Source organism: Candidatus Nitrosopumilus sp. (genome assembly GCF_028278985.1).
GTDB lineage: Archaea > Thermoproteota > Nitrososphaeria > Nitrososphaerales > Nitrosopumilaceae > Nitrosopumilus.
This window is the reverse complement of the sequence record NZ_JANQTA010000014.1, coordinates 21251-44606: the sequence shown is the minus strand read 5'-3', so window position 1 is coordinate 44606 and position 23356 is coordinate 21251. Positions and strand designations below refer to the sequence as shown.

Below are 23356 nucleotides of genomic sequence, written 5' to 3'. Positions count from 1 at the left end.
TAATGTGAACTAGTTTTAGCTTACGTTGACAGTTGTACTAACTGGTGGTGATAATGCCGTAGGATTATCAACAGACTCCCAAACGAATGCAGTAGCAGTGTATGTTCCTGCTTCAGTTGGAATCCATGATAAAGCTGGGCTGAATGATTGACCAGCAGATAGTGAACCTGTAATCCATGCTAGTGAGACTGTGACACCGTTTGCATCCTGAATCTGTACCAAGTATGCGAATGATTGCTCTCTATCCTGACCATTTGCTAAGTCAGCACTGATTTGCACCTGTTGGTCAACGGAAACAGAATCTAAGCTGTTACCGAATGCATCAACTGTTCTCAAGTTAGCAGCTGGTGCTCTCTCGAGAGGTGGTACAACAGTACCAATTAGTGAAGTGGCAGTAATATCAAGTTCATCTGCAGTTGTGTATGGATCAGGTAGTGTATTGTCCTCATATTCTGCGGTGACTGTGTCACCTTCTGCGACTCTGAGTCTGTGACCAGATGATTCGTCAGCAACTGTAAAGAATACAGTACCTTCGAAGATTCCGGTTGCCTCATTTGTCTCAGTTACAGTAAGGTCAATACCTCCGGCAACGGAGTCAGACCACACGTCGACTTCGAAGTTGTCGACTGCTTCTGGATCTAAGTTCATGTCTGGATCAATTACTCTTACAACACCTGTTCCGCTAGCTGGATAGCTTGCTTCTAACCATTGAACTTCACCGATATTCCATCTAATGAGTGCTGAACCGACTACAGTTTCATCCTCTGAGAATTCAAAGGAGACAGTAAGTCCGTCATCATCATCAGCTGGTAAGAGTCCATCAGTTGGACCGTTACCTGTGGCAGTACCGGAAACTACATCATTACCGTCAGTACCAGTTGTGGAATCACCATCAGCATCGTGTGTGAAACCAGTAAGGATAACCTCACCAGTAAAGATGCCTGTGTCGGTTCCAGTTTCAACGAGTTTATAGTTGTCAAGATCAGATCCTCTGGTTGAGACCTTTATTGGGTCTAAATCAGTGTCACCGATTTCATCAACTAAGTCACTGTCGAAGTTGTGATCTGGTGCTACGATAGTAATGTAAACTTTGTCAGTCCAAGAGTATACTTTTTGGTCAAGCTCTACAGTTGCTCCGAAGTTAGAAGTAAAGACAGTCAAGTTGACATCTTCATCTTCATCACCTACATAATCAGATCCGGATGGACCCCAGTCAGTATACTCGAGAATAATTTCTTCTCCTCTTTCTAATCTGTCACCATCTAATTCTTCAGGAATTTCGATAACAATCTGGAAGATACCAGTGCTGTCACCTGTTTCTCTAAAGTCAGTTGGTTCTGGGTCAAATGCGGCTGCATTTGCTGCACCACCAAGGTTACCCATGGAAATGGTTGCAGCATCAGAGTCCCATTCGATTAAGTCTAAGTCATATGTCTCAGCAGCATCATTGTCAAGATCGAAGTCTGGCTCAATGAGTGTTAAGATCATATCGGAACCGATAATGTATACGGATTTGTCGGATTGCAATACACCGTTTCTAAGGTCAAATGTTGCTGAATCAGTAACAGTGTTGATATCACCAGAAGCGTCAGCTGGATCAGTGTATTCTACTTGGAGAATATCTCCTTGTAAGATACAGTAATCATTACCATCGCCATCTGCTGCATCAAATCTGTCTACAACTTCATCAGTGTCGCCATCGCCATCACCGTTACCAATCTGAGTGTAACTCACATTGGATGGGCATTGTGCGTCAGCTGGACCATCGGTGAATTTAACAGTTAGATCTAATTCGTAAATACCTGCGTCTGGTGCGATTTCGTTAATTGGACCAAATTGTCTAGCAGCATTGGCATTGTTGTCAGCGACATCAATTGGGCCATTTAGCTCTGCTGGACCACCTGCATAACCAAGTACGACAGTTGAAGCACCTCTGAGAACAGAGATCTTAACTGGACCTACGTTGGTGTTTGTGGTGTTTTGTGCAATTGTATCTTCACCAGCTGGGTTTACGTCAAAGTCTGGATCGTTTACTCTAATGTGTACGCTTAGATCTCCTCCTAGCAAGAATTCTCCATTATCTAATTCGGAGTTTGCATCTGTCAATCCACTAGCGTGGACTGGGAAGATGGATCTACCGTCTGGAGATTCTGTGTTAGCACCAGTAAAGTCAGCAGTACCACCGAATGGAACTGGATAGACTGTTCTGTCAAGGCTAACGGAACCAGTGTTTGCGCGGACACCTGCAGAGTCACCAACTTCTACGATTTCACCAGAGGCATCTCTGAAGTCAACATAGTTAACTTCGATATCGAGACCAGTGGTTGTTTCGTATGCTTGTTCGGAACCTACTGCGGTTGTGTCTGCGTTTCTACACCAGAATGCTGGGATTTGGAAGTCACCTGTGAAAACACCAGATTCTGTATCTGTTTCAATCAAAGTAAATCCGGTTGCACCGAGTCCAGTGTCAGTTGTTACATCCTCTAATGAGTTTGTAGCATCAGTTTCACCATCTGCGGTACAGGAATTTACATCAGGAGTTTCCCATTGTATATCATCAAATGTGACATCAAGTAATCTACCAAGTTCACCAAAGCTCAAAGCTTGACTGGTTTCAGAACCAACCATATCTTCGGTTGCTCCGGTTCCTGGACCGACTACAGTAAAGATGTCAATAAGATCAGAGTCTACGTTAAGATCAGCGTCTTCTAAAGTAATGACAACAGTATCAGCTATCTTGTAAGAATCTTGATTTAGAGAAACAACACCAGAGTGGCTTGGAGCTTCTTCTTGGTCAGAAACTGGGGTAACTACACCATCTGCACCTAAATCATTGTATGAGATTCTTGGTGCATCTTCGTCAGTAAGATCCTCAATTACTATGAATGTTGGATCATCACCAGAAGTACCAATTTCAAAGGTGCCTGCTTCTTGGATACTTAATTGGTTAACCATGAAGTATTCTAATTCACCTTCGAAGGTACTTGTGTTATCGCCTGTTTCTTCAGCTTCAAGTCTGATGATTTGGTTTGCGAATCTTTCACCAGATTGCACACCATCATCACTGAAACCAAATGACATGAAGTCAGCTACAATTACTTCTTTATCGTCAATACCAACAAATCCATTTGATTCATCACCATCATATTCGAATTCGAATAAGAGACCAATGTTATTATCACTTGGATTTGTGTCTGTGAACAAGTTAGCATCGAGATCATCTAGTGAGATGTACTCGGCTCCTGTAGCGTTAGCTGCAAGAACAACTGCGTTAGTACCTGCTGTATTAACAAATTCATCATTAGTGTTGAGAATATTCTGAGTCTTGTTGAGTAAGTAGACACTTACGTCACTTTGACCGAATGAATCAACATTATAATTGAAGAAGTTAAATGCTACACCATCATTTCTGGTACCATTTTGGCTAATAGTATTTTGTAGTTCTTCCATGGTTGTTTTCAAGTCAACAATGACAAATCCAACTTGTGCAGTTGCATTTGCTGTTTGGTCTAAGATTGCTCTTTGACTAAATGGATCGACTGAAATTGTGGAAGTTTGGTTACCTGCTGTAGCATTTAATGCGATAGTGATACTACCTACAGTTCCTATTGCGGCATCGCCTGCAGTAGAAATTGCACCTTTACTAATAGTACCATTACCAATGTTTACAGTAGGAGTTGTTGTACTCTCGCCAATTGTAAATGGATCACCAGTAGCTAATGCTGGAATGATCGTGAAGGTTGGGTCTGATATTGTTATGTCTTCATCTACTCTGCTGTTTTTGTTTTGATCTCCATCAACAATGACTACTGGAATTGCTTCACCAGAATTCCATGTATCATCGACTGGTTGGATATCAATTGTTGCAAAGTCAAATCCTACAAGTACGGTAGTTGGGCTATCATTGTAATCAACAGTTGCAGAGGTTCCCCTTGCTGCATCGGTTGTGATTTTTAGTACTGATTCATCTGATTCATCATATGTACCAAATACACCACTGTTTGGACCTTGTTCTGTGATGGTAACTGGAAGTGAACCTGTTCCCAATGTTGCTGTTGCAGCCAATACACCGAATGCGGTTGCATTGTTTGCACCAGCTGCAGTGCTACCTTGAGTAGCATTCAGGTTAACGAGGATTGAATCTCCGTTATCCTGAAGGGTTACTACTTCGTTATCTGCACCTTGAGTATTTGTATCAAGGAAGAATTGACAATCCTCACACATGAGTATGTCGGTATCAGCAATTCTAATTGCTGTACCACCGGATTGTCCGTTTTCATCAAAGACTTGGTAGTGTGGGCCGGCTGCAGTTGAGTTACCTGCATTGGCACCAAATGTCCAAGAGTCTTCATCAGTTGGGTCAATGTTTAACCATACGTCTGTAACTGTTGCATGAATTTGTGCACCTTGTGGATATACACCTCTATCTAATTCAATACCGGCAAAGTCATCAGCTTCATCAAAAGTAAGTGTTGTAGATTGAACACCACCACCTTTGTTGTACTGTACGACTACATTACCAGTTGGATTTAATTCATAGAGTTGTACGAAAGGCCAGTTTTCAGTTCCTTGAGTACCAGGTAAGCTTACTAAACCAATTTGGCCAACTTGACCACCAGTAACACCGGTCATTAAGTTAACATCTTTTGGTTCTCTTACGACGTTGTTTTCTAAGGCGGCGTTAACACCAGCTGCTGTACCATCACAAGTTGCTGTGATAGCTCCACCAGCGGCATTACCGTCTACCAAAGCACCACCAGTACTGGTAGCGTTTGGAATTGCTACACCGTCAGTATCAGTAAGATCAATACCCAATACATCGTCTGCGGAATCTGCACTACAGAATGAACCAAAGTCTAAACCAGAACCGGCGTTACCTGTTGCAGTATTATCAGCAATTTGTGCTTGATTTCTATCTGCAAAGTAACCATACCAGTTACCATCGACGGCTTGAACCATTCTCAGGATCTTACCGTTTACTGTAACGTCTGGCTCACCTTTTCCTTCATCTGTATCGTTGATATCTGAATCAATTACGACTACCTCAATTACTTGAGGTCCTACCATGTAGTTGTCAAACTGTGAGTTTTCTGCGGAAACAAATAGGTTAGCGTTGGCTGCATGTGCAGCTGGTAACATACCAGGAACTGCAAATGTCATACCACCGGCAACCATAATTGCCATTAATGTAAGACTAGTTATTTTACGTCCTATTTCGTTATTCATGTTATTAGCATTTTTCTCAAAAATTTGTATTTAAGCCTAATGGACAAATTGTCCACAATTCTGTCAGATCTTGAGATTATTTCATAAAAATCTCAAATTTGATATATTTTCTATGCAATCGGGATCCAATTTTTTCAAATTATTTTATAATTGTACTATTGATCCCTGGATTTTTTATTATTTACTACTATTTTATGAAATTTTTACAGGCTAAATTCCTGCTTTGATCTCTTTACCTAAGAGGCTTTTGTACAATGAGATAGCCTCAGATTCGTCCTTTGGCCCAACAACAACAGCTGAGCCTTTTTTCATGAAACTTACAGACAAATCATTTGTTCTCATAGATAGTCCCAAGTCACCTTGATTATCAACAATGAATCCTTTTTCTTTTGCAATCAATGTTACATCATCAATATTAAGATCAAAAATTTCAGTTGGGGTAATAGAGTAAGTTCGCTTTCCTCTGTTTCTTCCACATAATTCTTCTAAAATCAATTCTTCTTTTTGTACAACTTCTAATTTTCCAGTTCCACAAATTGGACATTCATCTGCTCTAAATGTTCTAGTGCTGTTGAAATCAAGATTTTCTAAATCAATATGTAAAATTCTTTCAGAAAGATTTGGTTTTTTTCCAAGAATTATTTTTACAGCTTCGGCAACTTCGATTGCACCAACAATAGAAAGTATTGGTGGATGAACACCTTCAATGCTGCATGTTGGCATTGTATCTTCATTTAGTTCAGGGAACATGCAAAAATAACATGCAGATTTTTTTGGTAAGATTGTAAAAGCTTGTCCTGATGTTCCAACTGCAGCTCCAGTAACAAATGGAATGTTAAATTCAACACATGCTTTGTTTAATGCATATCTTGCATTAACACTATCAAGTGCATCAATTACAACATCACATCCTTCGACAACTTCTAATGCAGTATAATCATTTATTGAAATAGCAAGTGCTTCAATTTTACATTCTGGATTTAATTTTTGCAATTTTTTTGCAGCTACTTCTACTTTTACTTGGCCAACATCATCTTCATCAAACATTATTTGTCTATGTAGGTTTGATAATTCAATTACATCTCGATCAATGATTCGCAAATTACCAACTCCCATTGTAGCTAATCTAGAAATTATTGGGTGTCCTAAACCTCCAGTTCCAACAACACATACTTTAGCATTTTTTAATTTCAATTGTCCTTGATAACCAATTTCTTCAAGCATTACTTGACGGGAAAATCTATCAAGTTCCTTTGATGAAAGTTCTTCAGAGCCACCTGCAACTGCTGGCAATATGTAAACCTCATCACCATCATTTAGAACAGTATTCATTCCATCAGAAAATTTGGCATTTTTGCCATTGATGTATATATTGATTAGAGAACGAGGGGTTCCATCACCTTCTAGTACACGACGTTTAAAGTCATCACCCATGATTTCAGAAATTTTTGCAAATGCATCAGTTAATGATTCTGCTGAAATCTCAGTTTTCTTCTCTCCTCCACCTTGATTTAGAACCGAAGGAATTGTAAATGTGATATTTGCCATCTTAGTTAACTACCGCCGATATTTCTCCCACGTCTGCCTTCATAACTGTAGGCTTTTGCAATACTTCCATAATTGATTCAGTAGCTTTCAAACCATTTCCAGTAACATAACATACAACTTTATCATTTGCATCAATCTTACCTTGTTCTACCATTTTTTGTAATACAGCTACAGATACTCCACCAGCTGGTTCAGTAAAGATCCCTTCAGTTTTTGCTAAGAGTAAAATTGCATCAAGGATTTCTTGGTTGTTTGATTCTTCTGCAAATCCATTATATTGTTGTAATCGTTTGAGAACATACCGACCATCACCAGGATCCCCAATTGCCAAACTTTTTGCAACAGTATCAGGATTTTCAACTGGAATAACTTCAGTACTATTTTTTTTAAATGCATCAACTACAGGAGCACATCCATGAGGTTGTGCCGCAATCATATGCATATTAGAAACATCCCCAAGTAAAGATACAGATTGTAATTCTTCAAATCCTTTACAAATAGCATTAAGCATTGCACCACTTCCTACTGGAACAATTAATTGATCAGGTACTTGCCAATTAAGTTGTTCCGCTACTTCGTAAGCCAAAGTTTTAGAACCTTCTACATAGTAAGAACGCATATTGATATTTACAACTCCAATTCCTTTACTATCACCAATTTGTGCAGCAATTCTATTTGCATCATCATAAGTTCCATCAACTGCAATGTAATTTGCACCATAAGATAGTGCTTGGGCTATTTTTGCCATCTCTATGTTACTTGGTGCAAAAATATGACATGGAAAACCCCCTTTAGCTGCATGTGCTGCAGTAGCAGAAGCTAGATTACCAGTTGAGGCACAACCAACTGCAGACATTCCAAATTCTTTAGCTTTGGAAATTGCAACTCCTGCTGGTCTATCTTTAAATGAAAATGTTGGATTAACAGAATCATTTTTGATATAGAGATTTTTTAGTCCTAATTGTTCACCTAATTTCTCTGCTTTTGTAAGAGGAGTCATTCCTGCATCAATACTTACAATATTTGATTTGTTTTCTATTGGAAGTAATTCAAAATATCTCCAATAGGTTTTTTCTCGATTAGTAAATGTGTCCTTAGTTACGGGAGGAAAATTATATTTGACATCAAGAGGTCCAAAACAATCATCACAGATATACTTGAAAGTAGAGTCATAGTCCTTTTTGCACTCTCTACATTGTAGTGAAATTCTAGCCAAGATCAATTTCTCCTCTGCTAATATAGATAAAAAATCCTAATATCAAGTTAAGTATTACTTAATTTTTAATGATAGAAATTTAATAAATGAAAAGATTACCAATGTGATAAAAATTATTGAAATTTTGATAATTTTGGTAAAAAAATTGGGAAAAATCAATATTTCATAAACAATTCAATTTGCAGGAAGGTTTTTAGAGATTTTATGAAGATCCATACAGTGTTGAATTCAAAAATTATCATTCCAATTATCATAGGAATTGTAATTGTTATTGCAGGAATTGCGTTTACAAGTAATCAAAATTCAGAATCAATGGAAGTTGAAGATGCTTTAGATAGAGAACTTAGACCTCAAGAAGAAACATCAGAAATTAGTGATAAACTTAATGAAATTGAAGCAATAAATTTAGAAAATGAATATACTCCAAGAGATAGGGAATGGATCACATCGGGACCATTTCAAATTGATCGAAGTGAATATGTTTTAGGTGAGAAAATTTTTGTTAGAATTGGAGGTTTAGATTTTTCAGAAAAAGGGCAAGTTGTTTTTCTTAAACCAAGTAATGGAACACATTACTCAGTATATCTAACAGTACCCTTTGATGGAGCAAATAAACAAGCATTCAATTATTACATAGAACCTCAAATCTCAAAGACTAGAGGTATATGTTCAATTGATGACATAATTGGAGAATGGAGAGTTGTTTTCAGAGGAACAGAATATACTAATTTAGAATTTAAGATTATTAATCAAACATTACCAGGTTCAAAAAATAATTTCAATCCAGTATGTTAATGAATTATTCTAAGGAATTATGAAAGCAAGTTCTTTCACCCAAATGGCATGCAGGTCCAGATGGTTCAACAAGATATATTATTGCATCAGAATCACAATCAACAAAAATTTTTACGATTTTTTGAGTATTTCCAGATTCTTCTCCTTTCATCCATAGTTTATTTCTTGAACGACTCCAAAACCAAGAATTGCCAGTTTTCTTGGCAAGCTCAAGTGATTCCTTATTAGAATATGCCAAAGTCAAAACTTCTTTGGTGGATACATCCTGAACAATAACAGGTACCAATCCGCCACTTTTTTCAAAATCGATTTCATCAATTGATTTTGTTCCTAATGTTTCAACGTTTATTTCCATTATAACCTGACTGAAATGCTTTTAGTTTTAAGAATTTCTTTTACTCGATTAACTGACTGGTTCTCATAATGAAATATTGAAGCTGCAAGTGCTGCATCAACATCAGATTTTTCAAAAATATCATACATATCTTCAGGTTTCCCACAACCACCTGAAGCAATAACAGGCACAGAAACTGTATCTACTATTCTTTTGGTAAGAATGACATCATATCCATCCTTTGTTCCATCTCGATCAATACTTGTTAAAAGAACTTCTCCAGCGCCTAATTCGGTTGCTTTTTTTGCCCATTGAATTGCATCAAGTCCAGTTTCTTGTTTTCCTCCATAAATGAAAACCTCAAACCAAAATTTTTTGCCATTCTCTTCAAACATTGTTTTGGTAGAGTCTTCAGAATAGTTTCGTTTAGCATCTATTGCTATTACAACACATTGTTTGCCAAAAATTGTCATAAGCTCTGTTAGTAATTTAGGATTCTTTACTGCACCTGTGTTAACACCAACTTTGTCTGCACCACTAAGTAAAATATTTCTAGCATCATCCATGCTGTTAACACCACCACCTACAGTAAACGGAATGTCAATTACTTTCGCAACATTAGAAACTAATTCTTTGATTGTTTTTCTTTTTTCTTGTGATGCAGTGATATCCAAAAATACTAATTCATCAGCTCCATCTTTACTATATTTTGATGCAAGTTCTACTGGATCTCCAGCATCCTTGATTGATTCAAAGTTTAATCCTTTAACAACACGTCCATTATCCACATCCAAACAAGGAATAATTCTCTTAGTTAACAACCTGTTTTGCCTCCTTTATTGAAACTTTGTTTTCATACAATGCTTTTCCTAAAATTACTGCAAAGGCATTTTTAGTTTGAACATTTGATACATCATTAACATTTGATATGCCACCACTAGCGATTACATTTGTTTTTTCAATTGCACATGCTTTTTCTAGAAATTCTAAATCTGGTCCTTCCAAAGTACCATCTTTACTAACATTTGTTAGTAAAAATTCTGTAAATCCCATTTCTACAAATTCGTTAATTGCATGAAGCAAGGGAGTTTTTGTATTCTCTTGCCACCCATGAGTCACAATATATCCATCAACATGATCTACTGAAATAACAATTTTTGAAAATGTGTGTTTTTTTGCAATTATTTGTAGCAACTCTTTGTTTTGGAATGCCAAAGTTCCAATTACAACTCTAGTAGCAAAAGACATCGCTCTATCAATAATTGATTCATTACGCAGTCCGCCTGCAATCTCAACAGGAATTGTTAATTCTTGGGAAATTTTTTGTATTAGATCTAGATTACTTCCAGTTCCAATTGTTGCATCCAAATCAACAATATGTAGCATATCAGCACCATCTTCTTCCCATTGCTTGGCAATAGAAACAGGATCATCACTGTAAACTGTTTTCTGTTTTGGATCTCCCTTGTAAAGTCGTACTACCTGTCCATCCATCAGATCAATTGCAGGAATTATTTTCATTTGCTGCACTCTCGCAAGAAATTTTTCAGCATTATTGCTCCAACATCACCTGATTTTTCTGGATGAAATTGAGTTCCAAAATAATTATTCTTTTGAACAATTGCAGGAACTTTTACATTATAATCAGATTCAGCAATAATGACACTCTGGGTTGTTGGATTTGCTCTATACGAATGAACAAAATATACCCATGATCCATTTTCTATTCCTTCAAGAATTTTATTTTCTTGTTTTATCTCTAGGGCATTCCATCCCATGTGAGGTACCTTTAGGGTATTGGGCAAGACTATGACATCACCATTGATTATTCCTAGACCTTTTTCGTTTCCTTCTTGACTTGTCTCAAAAAACATCTCCATACCTAGACAAATTCCAAAAACGGGTGTATCACCTACAACTTGTAAAAAATCTGTAGAATTACGATTGATACTTTGTATTGCAGGATCAAAATTACCAACACCCGGTAAAAAGATTCCATCATACTCTCTAAGATTTTCTACTCTAGTTTGAACTTCTACGGTAGCATTTTGTTTTTCTAATGCATTTTTGAGGCTGAAAATATTTCCAGCTCCATAATCAAATATTGCAATCTTTGTCATTACATTGCGCCTTTTGTACTTGGAATACCTTTTTGCTTTGAGTCCTTAGAACATGCGATTCTAAAAGCAACAGCTAGAGATTTCATTGCAGCCTCTACTTTGTGATGATCATTGTCTCCATACTTTACTGTAAGGTGAATACAGCTGTTTAGGTTCTGAAGTAAAGATTGGAAAAAGTGTTCAAGATCTTCTTTTGAAACATCTTCAATCTTTGTTCTCTTAATAGATAGGGTCAATTTGTAAAAAGGCCTTTTGACTAAATCTACAGATGTCTCAGCTAATGATTCATCCATTGGAACAGAAGCATAGCTAAATCTAGTGATACCCATTCTATTTCCTAATGCCTCATCTAATGCATTTCCGATTGTTATAGCAGTATCTTCAATCAAATGATGTACAATGTTGTCTTGTGATTTTGCTTTGACAGTTAGATCCAACATTGCATGTTTTCCAAATGCTGTAATCAAGTGATCAATAAAATTTACACCAGTTGATACCATAGTCTTTCCAGTACCATCAATATTGACTATAACGGAAACACTTGTTTCCTTAGTTTCACGTTTGATTTTACTTGAACGTTTTTTCATCAAATCACCTGAGAATATTGATATTTAATCAAACTAAATTTAATACCTTCGGAATATCATTAATTGATTCCAAAATCAAATCCACACCAGAGTTGGAAAATAATCTACGTCTGTCATCAGGATTTGTACTTGTGCCTACAATTGCGCAAAATGTGGTAGATTTCCCTGCAAGAGATGCATCCTTGGCCATCATGTAATCTTCCATAGAGTCACCTACGTAAAGACAGTTTTTAGATTTCATTGATTGAATTGCACGAATCAAACTTGCAGGATTAGGTTTTGCTAAATCTCTAGATTCATCTTCCAAAAATGCAGAACTTTTAGTATCAAAATAATTAATCATGTCTTTTAAGGAATAACTAATGGATTCAATTCCTCGTCCTGTAACTATTGCCATTTTTTGTCCAAATTGTTTTTGTAATGTTTGCAACAGTGATTTTGATAGAATCACTTTATCATTTGAAATCATTCCTTCTTCAGAGAATTTTGATTGCTTACCAAATAGTTTCTCATAAAGTTGTGGACCAAAGAATAATTGATCAAATATTGAATAAACAGGATTATTGTGTCTGTCATTTAATGAGCCCAATTTTGAGAGCATATCCGAAATATCAAAAAGTGATTCAAGATATGATTGAACAGAAATAATGCCAGTCTTATCCGCATTTGAAATAACTTTGTAAATAAATTCTGACGGTACTTCATTAAGTTTGTCAGCTGTATAAAGTGATAAAATTGCAGCATATGCTAAATCAACTTCATCATTAAACCCACCTGATGCTTTGAATCCATCAATTATCTTATGATCAATTGTTATTGAATTAATTTGACCAAACTCCTTGAGAATGTATTTGCATGTTTTATCAATTGTTTTGTCATAAGACTGAGTAATGTCTACTAGTACTCCATCACAATCAAATATTATAGAATCAAATGTTTGATTATTCAATTTTTATCCTAATAAATCACGAATTGCCAAAAGGAATTTTGAATTCATTTCTTTTGTCCCTACTGTAACACGTAAACATCCTGAATGAGAACCAATTTTGCCTAGTTTTCGAATTGAAATTCCTTGTTCAACTAGTGCAGAGAAAACACGTTTGTCTGCACCCTTAGCATCAAATAGAACAAAATTTGCCTTTGAATCAAATACTGTAAAAGCATCATATTTTCGAAGATTTTCAATAATCCTTTTTCGTTCAGTCTTGATTGTTTCTGCAGCATCTTTCATTTGATCTACCTTGTCAAGAGACGCAATTCCAGCCTCAATTGCAAGTGTATTGATAGGATAAGGATACTGTAATACCTGATTGAATACTTCAACAATTTTCTTATTTGCAACAAAATACCCTATACGAAGACCTGCAAGACCAAATGCCTTAGAAAAAGTTTTGACAACAATTAGATTATCATATTTTTTTGTTAATGAAATAGTAGATGAATCAGCAAATTCGCCATATGCCTCATCTACAATAACTAATCCATCAAATTTTTTGATTAAAGATTCAATCTGACTTTTAGAGAACTGAAATCCAGTTGGATTATTGGGAGAATCTAAATAAAGAATCTTACATTTTTTAAGATTTGTATCAAATTTTTTAATATCAAGTTTCATATCGGAAGTAAATGGAATTTTTGTACACGGAATTGAATATAGCTTACATCGTTCCTCAAAGAATCCAAATGTAGGATCCGATGTTAAGATTCTAGTATTTTTTGATGCAAGATTTGCTAGAAATAGATCTAGAATTTGGTCAGAGCCATTCCCTACACCAATCATATTTTCTGGAATTTTTAGATATTTACATAATTTAGATACAAGTTTGTCAACTCCACCTAATGGATACTCTCTAACATCAGAATTTGTTCTAGCATAAGAGATAACATCTTGTTGGAATTTTTTGTTTATTACAAAATTCTCATTAGAGTCAAGCTTTAGGACATCATCAAATTTTTCTGGTTTTTTGTATCCACCAAGCTTTGAAAATTCATCTAATTTTTTTGCATACCATGAATTTTTCATTTCAATCTACCTCTAACTGCTTCATAGTGATTAGGCAATCCTTCTGCTAATGTAAGATTCTTCATAGATTTTGAAATTTTCTGTAAATCTTTTTTGCTAGTTTCAATCTTTGTTAGAAGTTTGATAAAGTCTAGTACAGAAAGCGAGCCTCTTGTCTTTCCAAATCCATTGGTAGGAAGAATATGATTTGAGCCTAACAGGTAATCACTTGCTGAAGAAGGACTGTTCTTTCCTATCAAAATCGTGCCTGGATTCTTGATTTTGTTCCATTTATTTGGATTTTTACTTAGTATCTCCAAGTGTTCTGGTGCAAGTTCATTTGCAACTTCAATAATATCTGATGGTTTACAAACTGCAATGAAACCATTTGATTCTAGACTAGATTTAACAATATTAGAGCGCTCTATGTTTTTTAGTTTAGAGTTTACACTAGATTGAATTTTCTTTGCAATTGAACTATTTGTGGTTAGTGCAAAACAAAAAGTATCTGAAGAATGTTCAGCTTGAGAAATCAGATCTAGTCCAGCAAAATCACTAAAACTTGATGAATCAATTACAATTCCAAGTTCGGTTGGTCCTGCCATCATATCAATAGATGTAGAATTACTAACTAGATATTTTGCAAGAGTTACAAATGATCCGCCGGGTCCTACAATTTTATCTACTTTTTTTATAGAACGCGTACCATAAGATAAAGCTCCAATTGATTGTACTCCACCTGTTTTGTAAATTTCAGTGGCACCACAAATATCTGCTGCTACTACCGTAAGAGGATCTATATCGCCTTTAGAATTTGGTGGAGATACAACAACAATTCGTTTTACACCAGCAACTTTAGCTGGAATTACTGACATTATTGCAGAACTAGGATATCTGGCAGTACCACCTGGAACATAGCACCCAACACTTTCTATGGGAACAAATGATTTAGAAAGTTTTGTTCCGCCTGATTGTATTTTGATATCCTTTAACTGACGTTTTACAGCTGATTCTGCTTTTGATAATCGAGATTTTGCAAGCTTGATGGCAGAAATATCAGATGTTGAAACTTTAGAGTATGCACTAGAAATGTCACGTTTTGTAACTCTTAATGAAGAAATTTTTCCTGCACCAAATTTTTTTTCATATTTTTTGATTGCAAAATCTCCATTCTTTTTAACGTCTTTGAGAATAGATTCTACAATTTTTTGGTTTTTTGAAGAGTTTTTTGTGCGTATTTTCTTTAGAAACTGCTCAGTGTTTTTGATTGAAATGATTTTCATCAATTTTCTTCATCACGTTTGATCTCCTCTAGTTCCAATATTTGTCGTGGTTCATGGACAACTAAGCCCTGTGCAATCTTTCGTAATTTTGGAATTATTTTGTGAAAGTCAGATTTATTGATAATTGTATTGACTCCAAACCAACCAGCTTCACTTAACGGGCTGATTGTTGGTTTTTTCAGTGATGGAATTTGTTTAAGAAGTTTTGGCAAATTCTTCTCTTCAACATTTAGATAAATGTGAAGATATTTTTTGCCGTGAACTGCTCCACGCATCAAAGTGACAATGTCAAAAATCTTTTCTCTTTTTGCTTTGTCTTTGAGTGATTTTTTGTTTACTATCAAGTGAGCTGTTGAAGTAAGAACTTCATCTACAATTTTTAGTTTATTTTGTTTTAGTGTAGTTCCAGTCTCTGTAACATCCATTATAGCATCTACATCTTCAGGAGGTTTTGCTTCAGTTGCACCAAATGATAGATGAATTTGTACAGATTTGTTGGTTCCAATACGTAACCAAGGGGTAACAATTTGAGGATCTTTATTTCCAAAATATTTTTTGTATGATTTACAATTCTTGATGAAGCGAGATGCAGTTGTAAGATATTCAGAAGAAATTCTCAAGGTTTTTTTCTTTTTAGCATAATCTGCAATCATTGCATCTAGATTTTTGTATCTGTAATTATCTGGAAATGCAATAACTAGTCTAATTTTTCCATATTCTAAATCTAATATTGGTTCTACATCAGATTTGGTTTCTCCAACCCAATCTTTACCTGTAATTCCTACATCATACAATCCCTCATTAACTAACGTGGGAATTTCTTGAGGTCTCAGCATTTTTACTATAATTTTTGGATCGTCTAGATATACTCTATAGGTTCTACTCTTACGATTTACTTTTGTCCAAGATCTTTCTAATAGCTTGAATGTAGCTTCTTCTAGACTTCCCTTTGGAATTGCAAATCTTATTTCAGACATGGTATCATCTCTCAATCTGTCTATATAATAACGTCATTAATTTTGTTCAAGTAATTCTTTTGCTCTATTTACTGAAATGTTGTTTTCTTTAATCATCTGAGAAACAATTCTGTCAATCTGTTCAGTTGAAGCACCTGCTGCAGATGCCAGATTTCTAGCATGAAGTCTCATGTGACCTTTCTGAATTCCATCTGTTGCCAATGCTCTCATAGCACTAAAGTTCTGAGCAAGGCCTGTAGCAGTGATAATACACGCCATTTCTTTGGCTGAATCTACACCTAAAATTTTGGAACAAATTTTTGCTACTGGATGCACATTAATGATTCCACCAACAATTCCCACAGATAATGGAATTTCCAATGTTCCAACTAAATTTCCCTCTGAGTCTTTTGTCCATTCTGATAATGATCTGTACTGCCCTGTTTTTGATGCAAAAGCATTTGCAGCAGCCTCAATTGCACGACTATCCTGTCCAGTCGCATTAGCAACTGCAATAATACCATTCATAATTCCCTTATTGTGAGTAACAGCCCTATACACATCATGTTTTGCAAATTGATATGCATGAATCATGTTTTCTACAACTTCACTACCTCCGACAGATTCTTTTTCAAAAACTGCAGATGCTTTTACCATGCGTCTTGTAGAATAGTTTGATAAAATTCTTAGAAGTGATTTGCCTCCAGTTAATTTTTCAATTAGTGGAGCTACTCCTTCACACATTGTGTTTGTAACATTTGCACCCATTGCATCACCTACATCAATTAATAGTTCGACAATCAACATAGGATCAAAATCAGTATCAAGTTTTTTACAAGTTATTTCCTTTGCTCCTTTTCCCATTTTTGATAGTGTATTACTTTTTGAATTTGCAAGATCTAAAATTTCTTGGGTATTTTCTTTGATTATAGAAATAGCGTTATCAATATCTACATCCAAAACTTGAATCTGTCCTATACTGTAAGATTCATCAACTGTAACTGTAAATCCACCTTTAGGACGAGCAAGTTTAGCTGCTTTTGATGCAGCAGCGATTACAGATGGTTCTTCAATAACCATAGGAACGAGATAGTCTTTATTGTTAATTTTGAAGTTTGTGGCAACTCCTAATGGCAAAGAAAATGTTCCAAATGCATTTTCAACCATTTTATCAGCTTTATCAAATGTAATTCCTCCATCTGGAAGCTCAAGTGATTTGATGTCCTTATCAGAAAGATTAGCAAAATTTTTGATTACATCTAATCTTTCATCTCTAGTTTTTTCAAAAAATTTTGAAATTGATGAATCAGGCATTTTACTTTAATATCCTCAACAATTTATCATCCATGCTATCCGGAAAACCTTTTCCATCGGTATTTGAAGTAATTACATACAAACTACCATCTTGACCTTGAACAACATCACGTACTCTCCCAATTCCACTAAGAATAGATTTTTGGGAGCTTAGACCTTCTTCAAAATCCAATTGGTAAAGATTGAATGCTCTCATTGAGGCCATAATGAATGGAAATTCAAAATCAAGTCGATCTCCTGAATAGAATAGGATTCCACCAGGTTCAATACTTGGATCATAACAGAGAATTGCATTTTCAAATTGGTCATTTCCTGAACATTCTTGTTCAGGCCAACCATAATTTTTTCCAGGCTTGATTAAATTAATCTCATCATTTTTTTCAGGTCCAAATTCTGCAACTAACATATTTCCACTGGAATCCCAAGTGATTCCTTGTGGATGTCTATGACCTAAAGAGTATACAGGAGAATTTTCCCATGGATTATCATCAGGAATTGTACCATCATCATTTAATCGCAAAATTTTTCCTGCAAGAGAATCAAGTTCTTGTGGTAGATGAGAAGCGTCAGAAACTGTTCCAGTTCCAACATACAATTTATTGTCTGGTCCAAATTTTAAAAATCCCCCATTAGTAAATTGCGAACCAGGAATTTTATCAAAAATTGTTTTTGCATCTTGTAATCTGTTATTTGATTCAGTAATTCGAACTATTTTGTTCCACAATTGTTCATTTTCCTCATAAGTAACAAAAACATAGATTGAATTATTATTTGAAAAATCAGGGTGCAACGCAATTCCTAGTAATCCTGCATCAAATGCATCAACAGTTCTAAATGTAGCAAGGGGAGATTCTAACAAAATCTCATTTTCAATGACCCTAATGTAACCATCTTTTTCAGTTACAAAAATTCTATTTTCATGTACTGCAATTGCTCTTGGTTTATCCAAATTAGTTGCCAATATAGTTACAAAATCACTTTCTGAATTTGAATTAGGTCCAGGTAAAGGAATAGGATCTGAAGGTGATGTTAAAACAAAAATTGAAAAGATTACGGCTATAGCAATTGCTCCAATTTGAATTCGTTTGTCCATAAGGAAATTATTTTTTGAAATCATATTAATTTACTTTCAATAATTTAAGAAAGCGTATATACGGCCAACCTCCAATCTTGATTCAGCGGGGTGGGGAAGCCAGGTCATCCCGGCGGGCTCATAACCCGCAGTTCAGTAGTTCAAATCTACTCCCCGCTATTCTAATTCAATTAATTGAAAACCATAACGAATCTTCAAACTTTGTCTTGTTTTTCTTTCCTTCTCTCTGAGATGGTCTTGTCAAATGTCTATGCGCAGAAATGATTGGTAGATATGATTTTTCTCTCAAATCCCTTGTTTTTTCTAAAATGATTTTATTTTTTGATTTTTTTCCACAAACCACACATTGAAATCCTTGATTTTTCCCTTTTGATTTCATGTTTTTGTTACAGATTTTACAAAGAGGATTTCTTGAAATCAATAGTTTTTCTAAATGTAGAATTTGGATGAATTCCAGATTTAGAGTTCTTGGATGAAGTTTTGATGCCTTTCTAACTCCTCCTCCGACAAGTAGTTTATCCCCTTTGATTAACTTTGATGCTACAGATGTAATACCTGTTGGTTTGTACATTGCACAATTAATTTCAAAATTTTTTGATTTTATTTTAAAAAATACATGTCCACCTTTTGAAATCTTTGGAGAGCTAGAAACAATTCCAAGTAATTTTCCTGAAGAATATGGTTTTAAGTTTTCAAGAGTTAGATTATTTTTTAAATGATCTCCTGTTCCCTGATTTGATTTAAAAATCATATACCCATTTAATTTTTCATCTGTTTTGATCATCTTTGAAGCTAGTAACAAAGAATCAACATTTTCACCACGAATTCCATAAAATACGGGATCAGGTCCATGGGGTGCAATTAGAATACGGCCTTTTTTTGTGTCAAAACTATTGAAGGTTTCAGGAGATGTTTTTTCTTGCATTAATTTGACACTTTGAGTAGATAGACTTCTCTGAGTACCAAATTTTGATTGTCTTCTATAACTTAGTAATTCCAAAGTATTATCATCAAATTCATATCCAATTGCACCAATTGCACCAACTAATCCTTGTCCATTTCCATGATAAAAAAATTCTAAATTATTTTTTTTAGCAAATTTTTTTGCATTGTCTCGATTAATTAGTTGCCACATAGCAAGGCTACTAAAGTCTGAAAAATCTTTTGGAATCTGTTCACTTTCAAAAAATACCAAGCCAGGGTTAGCACCATTTTTAACATCAGAATATTTTGTAACTAATTTTTTGATCTCGTGTTTAATTTTTTTAGGATTTTTCGTTTTTACTCTTAGTGAAACTGCACCATTTCCACGGGTTTTCCATGGGATGTTTGGATTGAATCGAATTAGGCGTGGATAATCAACAAATTTGGTATTTTGTTTAAGAAGTAAATCAACTATTTTGAATGCCAGAAAAGTTGTACACATTCCTTTTGGAGAATCAGTATCATCAAATCCAATATTCAGAATAGTTTGATTTGACATAATTCATCATGATAAAATCTAGCATTTTTACTTGTTGTCAGGTCCAGTTGATTTAAATTAATAAAGTCATGTTCCAAGCTGAATTGATTATAGTTGATGAAGAAAGAATATTCAGGGAAATAGAAGATAAAAAACCTGCTTCTGTCTCATTAAATGGACCTGATGGGATTTTGCCCCAAGTTCAAGAAACAGCAAAAAAGATATCCAAAAAATACAAGATTCCAGCTTATGTCCTAGCAGATACTACATGGGGAACATGTGATCTTAATTCAAACGGATCTAAAGTATTAGGAGCTGAAATACAATTTAACATTGGTCATACAATCAATACAGAATCATTAGAAAAAAATTTAGTGTTAGTTGATGCATTTGATGATGTTGAATTTGATAGTGTTGCATTGAAATGCAAAGAAATTCTTCAAGGAAAAACTATTTCATTAGTAACTGATAGTCAGCATTTACATCAAGTTGATAAAGTTGAAAAAATTTTAACAGATTCTGGCATCAAAGTAAAGATTGGAAAAGGAAAGGGTCAACTAAACGATGGACAAGTTTTTGGTTGTGAATTTTATCCCGCAACAGAATTAAAAAAAGAAGTTGATGCTTATGTTTTCCTTGGACAAAGTAATTTTCATGCATCTGGAATTGCATTGTCAACCAATTTACCTACCTATGTTTTAGATCCATACTTTAATGAAGTTAGAGAAATTACTGATTTTGCTCAGAAATTAAAAAAGAAAGCAACATTAGCTATCTACAAAGCTGCAGAAGCAAAATCTTTTGGAGTGATTGTAGGACTAAAAGAAGGACAATTATCCAAAGTATTTGCACTCAAGATGAAAAGAGAATTAGAAAAAGAAGGAAAGGAAGTCCAATTATTTGCTCTAACAGATATCACCAACGAAAGATTACAAAATTTGAAAGGAATCGATGCATTTGTACAAGTGGCATGTCCAAGAATTTCAACAGACAATCAGTTTGACAAACCAGTTTTGTCTACTCCACAAGCTAATGCACTATTGAAAATTCTAAGAAATGAAAGTATTGAAGGATATCTAGAAATTCCTCATTGGCTTTAATTAGAAATTAATTCTTGAAATTTTGCATTATCAATCAATTTTTCAAAGCATTTCAATTGAGTAGCCTTTGTCCTAAATTTTGAATTTTGATTTATAGCTAATTCAAGGATTTGAAGAGATTCTTCAATATTGGAATTCATTACAAGACTACAAGATTTGTCAAATAATACATCCTCATTTTTTGGGTAATCTTCCAGAATTTTATTGCAGCATTTAACAGATTCATCATATTTTTCCATTGAAAAAAGAATTCGTTCTTTATGATATAATACGATATTATATTTGGGATTTTTTTCTAAAATTTGATTACAGATTTCTAAAGATTCTTGAAATTTTTTGGTTTTTCTTAAAGAGGAAATTTTGTTAATCATGACAGACAAATCATTTGGAAAAACCTCTAGTGCAGCATCATAACATTTTAGAGCATTTTCAAAATCTTTCAGTTTGCTTAATGCATATCCCTTATTGTTTAGTGAACTCAAATGGGATGGATTTTCAAATAAAATTTGATCATAATATCTAATAGCTTCAGTGAATTTGTGTTTTAAAAAAAGCCTATTTGCTTCATCTAAAAGGGAATTAATTTTTGGATCACTCATCTAAGTCACAAATTTGGTTTCATAATGATTTTTCCAAACATTCCTTTACCTTTGAGCATTCTAGTATGTGCCTCTACAGCTTTTTCTAGTGGATATTCAGAATCAATTATAGATTTTATTTTACCTTTTGACATCCAATACAATCCTTGTTCTAATTCTGCTCTTGTTCCTTGAGTTGATCCTAAAATATTGATTCCTTTAAAGAAAATATGGCGTAAATCAGTTTTTGCCATATAACCAGTTGTCGCCCCAGTTGTAATGATTGTTCCACCGAAATTAAGCATCATCAATTCTTTATTCCAATGAGAACCACCAATGTGTTCAAAAATTACATCAACTCCAGTTACTTCACCATATGGTTTTGGGAGTTTTTTTGCTATAGAGCGAACTTCTTTATCCCAATCTTCTTTTCTATGATCAACAGCATAATCTGCCCCAAGTTCAAGTAATTTGTCTAGTTTATCTGGACTTGCAGTTGCAATTACTGTGCAACCAAATAATTTTGCAATTTGAATTCCATAATTTCCAACACCAGAACCTCCACCCATAATGAGGACTACTTGACCAGGTTGAATTTTTGCACGTCCAACTAGCATATGCCAAGATGTTAAAAGTGTCATTGACGCCGCAGCGGCTTCTTCATATGAAATATTTTCGGGAATTTTTACTACGTTAACTTCCGGAAGATGGGTTTTTTCACAATATCCTCCCCAAAGAGGACCAGTTTCAAATCCCCAAACTTTTCTTTGTTTACAGTCAAATTCTCTTCCACTAGTACAACGTTTACAAACTCTACAAGACATGTTTCCGTGAGAAACAACTCTATCACCAACTTTGAAATTTTTTACTTCATCACCTACAGCGGTAACTTCACCTGCAGCATCGGTTCCAGAAATATGTGGTAAGGGGATTGCTAATGGTTTTCCTCTCATTCCCCAAATATCATCATAGTTTAGAGCTGCTGCTTCAACTCTAAAAACAACTTCGTTAGGTTTTGGTACAGGTTCAGGAATATCTTTGATTTGTAAAATTTTAGAATAATCATCATTTATTGCATATTCATCATATACCAGTGCCTTCATCATTTTTCCAGAATTTTTTGCAGATATATGATTTACCAGGATCGGGGTACCATAAACAATTATAATCACAAAGTCAAAAATCATTACATGTCTGAAAATGCAATTTTTCCAGGAGACAAAATAGCATCTATTGAAGAATATGAGGCTGGATATAACACATTTGACGATGGTGACATGGTAAGAGCTGCAACAATAGGTGAGAAAGATATTGACAAATCTTCCAGAATTGCGAACGTAAAACACCCTAAAGCACTATCAATTCCCAGAGTAGGAGATGTGGTGATTGGCTCTGTTGCAGCAGTAATGTCATCAATGATTGCAGTTACAATCGAGTTCATCAATGGAAATCCTACAACATCAAAAGTAGAATGTGTTTGTTCAACAAGAAATATCAGAAAAAAGAATGTTGCATTAGTAAATGATATTGTTACATTAAAAATTGTAAATCACCTAAACGGAACAATTCATGCTACAATCAGTGAGCCAGAATTAGGAGTGTTATTTACGAAATGTAGAAAATGTGGAAAAAAAGTTGTACAGATGCGAGATGCTGTCAAATGTATTGAATGCTCGTGGATTGATGATAGAAAACTTTCAACAAACTTTGGTAAAAATGATTTTATTAGCTTGAGAGGTTAA

General features: G+C 34.8%; 20 protein-coding genes and 1 tRNA gene. 4 read left to right on the top strand and 17 right to left on the bottom strand.

Going from position 1 to position 23356, the window contains the following annotated elements:
* Positions 1-15: 15 nt before the first annotated feature.
* From Q0941_RS04975 to thrC, 3 genes are all read right to left on the bottom strand, one after another.
* A complete protein-coding gene (locus Q0941_RS04975) occupies positions 16-5226 on the bottom strand; it encodes a hypothetical protein (protein WP_299291966.1) in 5211 nt (1736 codons plus the stop codon).
* 210 nt (positions 5227-5436) lie between these two features.
* Positions 5437-6774, bottom strand: coding sequence for a ThiF family adenylyltransferase (locus Q0941_RS04970; protein ID WP_299291964.1), 1338 nt, complete (start codon positions 6772-6774; stop codon positions 5437-5439).
* A 1-nt stretch (position 6775) separates the two neighbouring features.
* On the bottom strand, positions 6776-7990 hold the full coding sequence (gene thrC, locus Q0941_RS04965; RefSeq protein WP_299291962.1) for a threonine synthase: 1215 nt from the start codon (positions 7988-7990) through the stop codon (positions 6776-6778).
* Positions 7991-8212: 222 nt separating this feature from the next.
* Between thrC and Q0941_RS04960 the strand changes: the two genes are divergently transcribed.
* A complete protein-coding gene (locus Q0941_RS04960) occupies positions 8213-8785 on the top strand; it encodes a hypothetical protein (protein ID WP_299291972.1) in 573 nt (190 codons plus the stop codon).
* Between the two features lie 4 nt (positions 8786-8789).
* On the opposite strand, the gene hisI is transcribed toward Q0941_RS04960, so the two are convergent.
* The 11 genes from hisI to Q0941_RS04905 are packed head-to-tail and all read right to left on the bottom strand — an operon-like array spanning position 8790 to position 18474.
* The gene (gene hisI / locus Q0941_RS04955) at positions 8790-9140 is read right to left on the bottom strand and encodes a phosphoribosyl-AMP cyclohydrolase (protein ID WP_299291960.1); all 351 of its coding nucleotides are present in this window, start codon (positions 9138-9140) and stop codon (positions 8790-8792) included.
* On the bottom strand, positions 9140-9940 hold the full coding sequence (gene hisF / locus Q0941_RS04950; protein WP_299291958.1) for an imidazole glycerol phosphate synthase subunit HisF: 801 nt from the start codon (positions 9938-9940) through the stop codon (positions 9140-9142). Before hisF ends, hisI begins: the two co-directional genes overlap by 1 nt.
* A complete protein-coding gene (gene hisA, locus Q0941_RS04945) occupies positions 9930-10640 on the bottom strand; it encodes a 1-(5-phosphoribosyl)-5-[(5-phosphoribosylamino)methylideneamino]imidazole-4-carboxamide isomerase (protein ID WP_299291957.1) in 711 nt (236 codons plus the stop codon). Before hisA ends, hisF begins: the two co-directional genes overlap by 11 nt.
* Entirely contained in the window at positions 10637-11239 is a 603-nt protein-coding gene (gene hisH / locus Q0941_RS04940) for an imidazole glycerol phosphate synthase subunit HisH (RefSeq protein WP_299291955.1), read from the bottom strand. The genes hisA and hisH overlap by 4 nt, the downstream gene beginning before the upstream one ends.
* Positions 11239-11826: an imidazoleglycerol-phosphate dehydratase gene (locus Q0941_RS04935; RefSeq protein WP_299291953.1), complete on the bottom strand. Its 588-nt coding sequence runs from the start codon at positions 11824-11826 to the stop codon at positions 11239-11241. Before Q0941_RS04935 ends, hisH begins: the two co-directional genes overlap by 1 nt.
* 28 nt (positions 11827-11854) lie before the next feature.
* Positions 11855-12775 (bottom strand): HAD family hydrolase, encoded by a 921-nt coding sequence (locus Q0941_RS04930; RefSeq protein ID WP_299291951.1) that lies wholly within the window; start codon positions 12773-12775, stop codon positions 11855-11857.
* A gap of 3 nt (positions 12776-12778) precedes the next feature.
* Positions 12779-13849 carry a histidinol-phosphate transaminase gene (gene hisC, locus Q0941_RS04925; RefSeq protein ID WP_299291949.1) on the bottom strand — a complete coding sequence of 357 codons (1071 nt, stop codon included), beginning with the start codon at positions 13847-13849 and terminating at the stop codon, positions 12779-12781.
* Positions 13846-15111, bottom strand: coding sequence for a histidinol dehydrogenase (hisD, locus tag Q0941_RS04920; protein ID WP_299291947.1), 1266 nt, complete (start codon positions 15109-15111; stop codon positions 13846-13848). Before hisD ends, hisC begins: the two co-directional genes overlap by 4 nt.
* Complete coding sequence (hisG, locus tag Q0941_RS04915) at positions 15111-16088, bottom strand: ATP phosphoribosyltransferase (RefSeq protein ID WP_299291945.1); 978 nt, start codon at positions 16086-16088, stop codon at positions 15111-15113. Before hisG ends, hisD begins: the two co-directional genes overlap by 1 nt.
* A gap of 36 nt (positions 16089-16124) precedes the next feature.
* Positions 16125-17381 (bottom strand): hydroxymethylglutaryl-CoA reductase, degradative, encoded by a 1257-nt coding sequence (locus Q0941_RS04910; protein WP_299291943.1) that lies wholly within the window; start codon positions 17379-17381, stop codon positions 16125-16127.
* 1 nt (position 17382) lies between these two features.
* Complete coding sequence (locus Q0941_RS04905) at positions 17383-18474, bottom strand: PQQ-dependent sugar dehydrogenase (RefSeq protein WP_299291941.1); 1092 nt, start codon at positions 18472-18474, stop codon at positions 17383-17385.
* 84 nt (positions 18475-18558) lie between these two features.
* Here Q0941_RS04905 and Q0941_RS04900 point away from each other — a divergent pair.
* A tRNA-Met gene (locus Q0941_RS04900) sits at positions 18559-18633 on the top strand.
* Between the two features lie 7 nt (positions 18634-18640).
* Here the strand turns inward: Q0941_RS04900 and Q0941_RS04895 are convergent.
* Positions 18641-19957, bottom strand: coding sequence for a tRNA(Ile)(2)-agmatinylcytidine synthase (locus Q0941_RS04895; protein ID WP_299291939.1), 1317 nt, complete (start codon positions 19955-19957; stop codon positions 18641-18643).
* Positions 19958-20040: 83 nt separating this feature from the next.
* On the opposite strand from Q0941_RS04895, the gene dph2 reads away from it, so the two are divergent.
* Complete coding sequence (gene dph2 / locus Q0941_RS04890) at positions 20041-21036, top strand: diphthamide biosynthesis enzyme Dph2 (protein ID WP_299291937.1); 996 nt, start codon at positions 20041-20043, stop codon at positions 21034-21036.
* Here the strand turns inward: dph2 and Q0941_RS04885 are convergent.
* Positions 21033-21635: a tetratricopeptide repeat protein gene (locus Q0941_RS04885; RefSeq protein WP_299291935.1), complete on the bottom strand. Its 603-nt coding sequence runs from the start codon at positions 21633-21635 to the stop codon at positions 21033-21035. The genes dph2 and Q0941_RS04885 overlap by 4 nt on opposite strands.
* A gap of 5 nt (positions 21636-21640) precedes the next feature.
* Positions 21641-22717: a zinc-binding dehydrogenase gene (locus Q0941_RS04880; protein ID WP_299291934.1), complete on the bottom strand. Its 1077-nt coding sequence runs from the start codon at positions 22715-22717 to the stop codon at positions 21641-21643.
* Positions 22718-22804: 87 nt separating this feature from the next.
* Here Q0941_RS04880 and Q0941_RS04875 point away from each other — a divergent pair, with 87 nt between their 5' ends.
* Positions 22805-23356: an exosome complex RNA-binding protein Csl4 gene (locus Q0941_RS04875; RefSeq protein ID WP_299291932.1), complete on the top strand. Its 552-nt coding sequence runs from the start codon at positions 22805-22807 to the stop codon at positions 23354-23356.

Excerpts from the sequence above, each read along its gene's own strand:
- Q0941_RS04905 (WP_299291941.1), bottom strand. The coding sequence starts at position 18,474 with ATGGACAAACGAATTCAAATTGGAGCAATTGCTATAGCCGTAATCTTT.
- Q0941_RS04970 (WP_299291964.1), bottom strand. The coding sequence starts at position 6,774 with ATGGCAAATATCACATTTACAATTCCTTCGGTTCTAAATCAAGGTGGA.
- Q0941_RS04935 (WP_299291953.1), bottom strand. The coding sequence starts at position 11,826 with ATGAAAAAACGTTCAAGTAAAATCAAACGTGAAACTAAGGAAACAAGT.
- Q0941_RS04910 (WP_299291943.1), bottom strand. The coding sequence starts at position 17,381 with ATGCCTGATTCATCAATTTCAAAATTTTTTGAAAAAACTAGAGATGAA.
- Q0941_RS04895 (WP_299291939.1), bottom strand. The coding sequence starts at position 19,957 with ATGTCAAATCAAACTATTCTGAATATTGGATTTGATGATACTGATTCT.
- hisA (WP_299291957.1), bottom strand. The coding sequence starts at position 10,640 with ATGAAAATAATTCCTGCAATTGATCTGATGGATGGACAGGTAGTACGA.
- hisH (WP_299291955.1), bottom strand. The coding sequence starts at position 11,239 with ATGACAAAGATTGCAATATTTGATTATGGAGCTGGAAATATTTTCAGC.
- hisD (WP_299291947.1), bottom strand. The coding sequence starts at position 15,111 with ATGAAAATCATTTCAATCAAAAACACTGAGCAGTTTCTAAAGAAAATA.
- hisC (WP_299291949.1), bottom strand. The coding sequence starts at position 13,849 with ATGAAAAATTCATGGTATGCAAAAAAATTAGATGAATTTTCAAAGCTT.
- Q0941_RS04875 (WP_299291932.1), top strand. The coding sequence starts at position 22,805 with ATGTCTGAAAATGCAATTTTTCCAGGAGACAAAATAGCATCTATTGAA.
- Q0941_RS04885 (WP_299291935.1), bottom strand. The coding sequence starts at position 21,635 with ATGAGTGATCCAAAAATTAATTCCCTTTTAGATGAAGCAAATAGGCTT.
- Q0941_RS04880 (WP_299291934.1), bottom strand. The coding sequence starts at position 22,717 with ATGAAGGCACTGGTATATGATGAATATGCAATAAATGATGATTATTCT.
- hisG (WP_299291945.1), bottom strand. The coding sequence starts at position 16,088 with ATGTCTGAAATAAGATTTGCAATTCCAAAGGGAAGTCTAGAAGAAGCT.
- hisI (WP_299291960.1), bottom strand. The coding sequence starts at position 9,140 with ATGGAAATAAACGTTGAAACATTAGGAACAAAATCAATTGATGAAATC.
- Q0941_RS04975 (WP_299291966.1), bottom strand. The coding sequence starts at position 5,226 with ATGAATAACGAAATAGGACGTAAAATAACTAGTCTTACATTAATGGCA.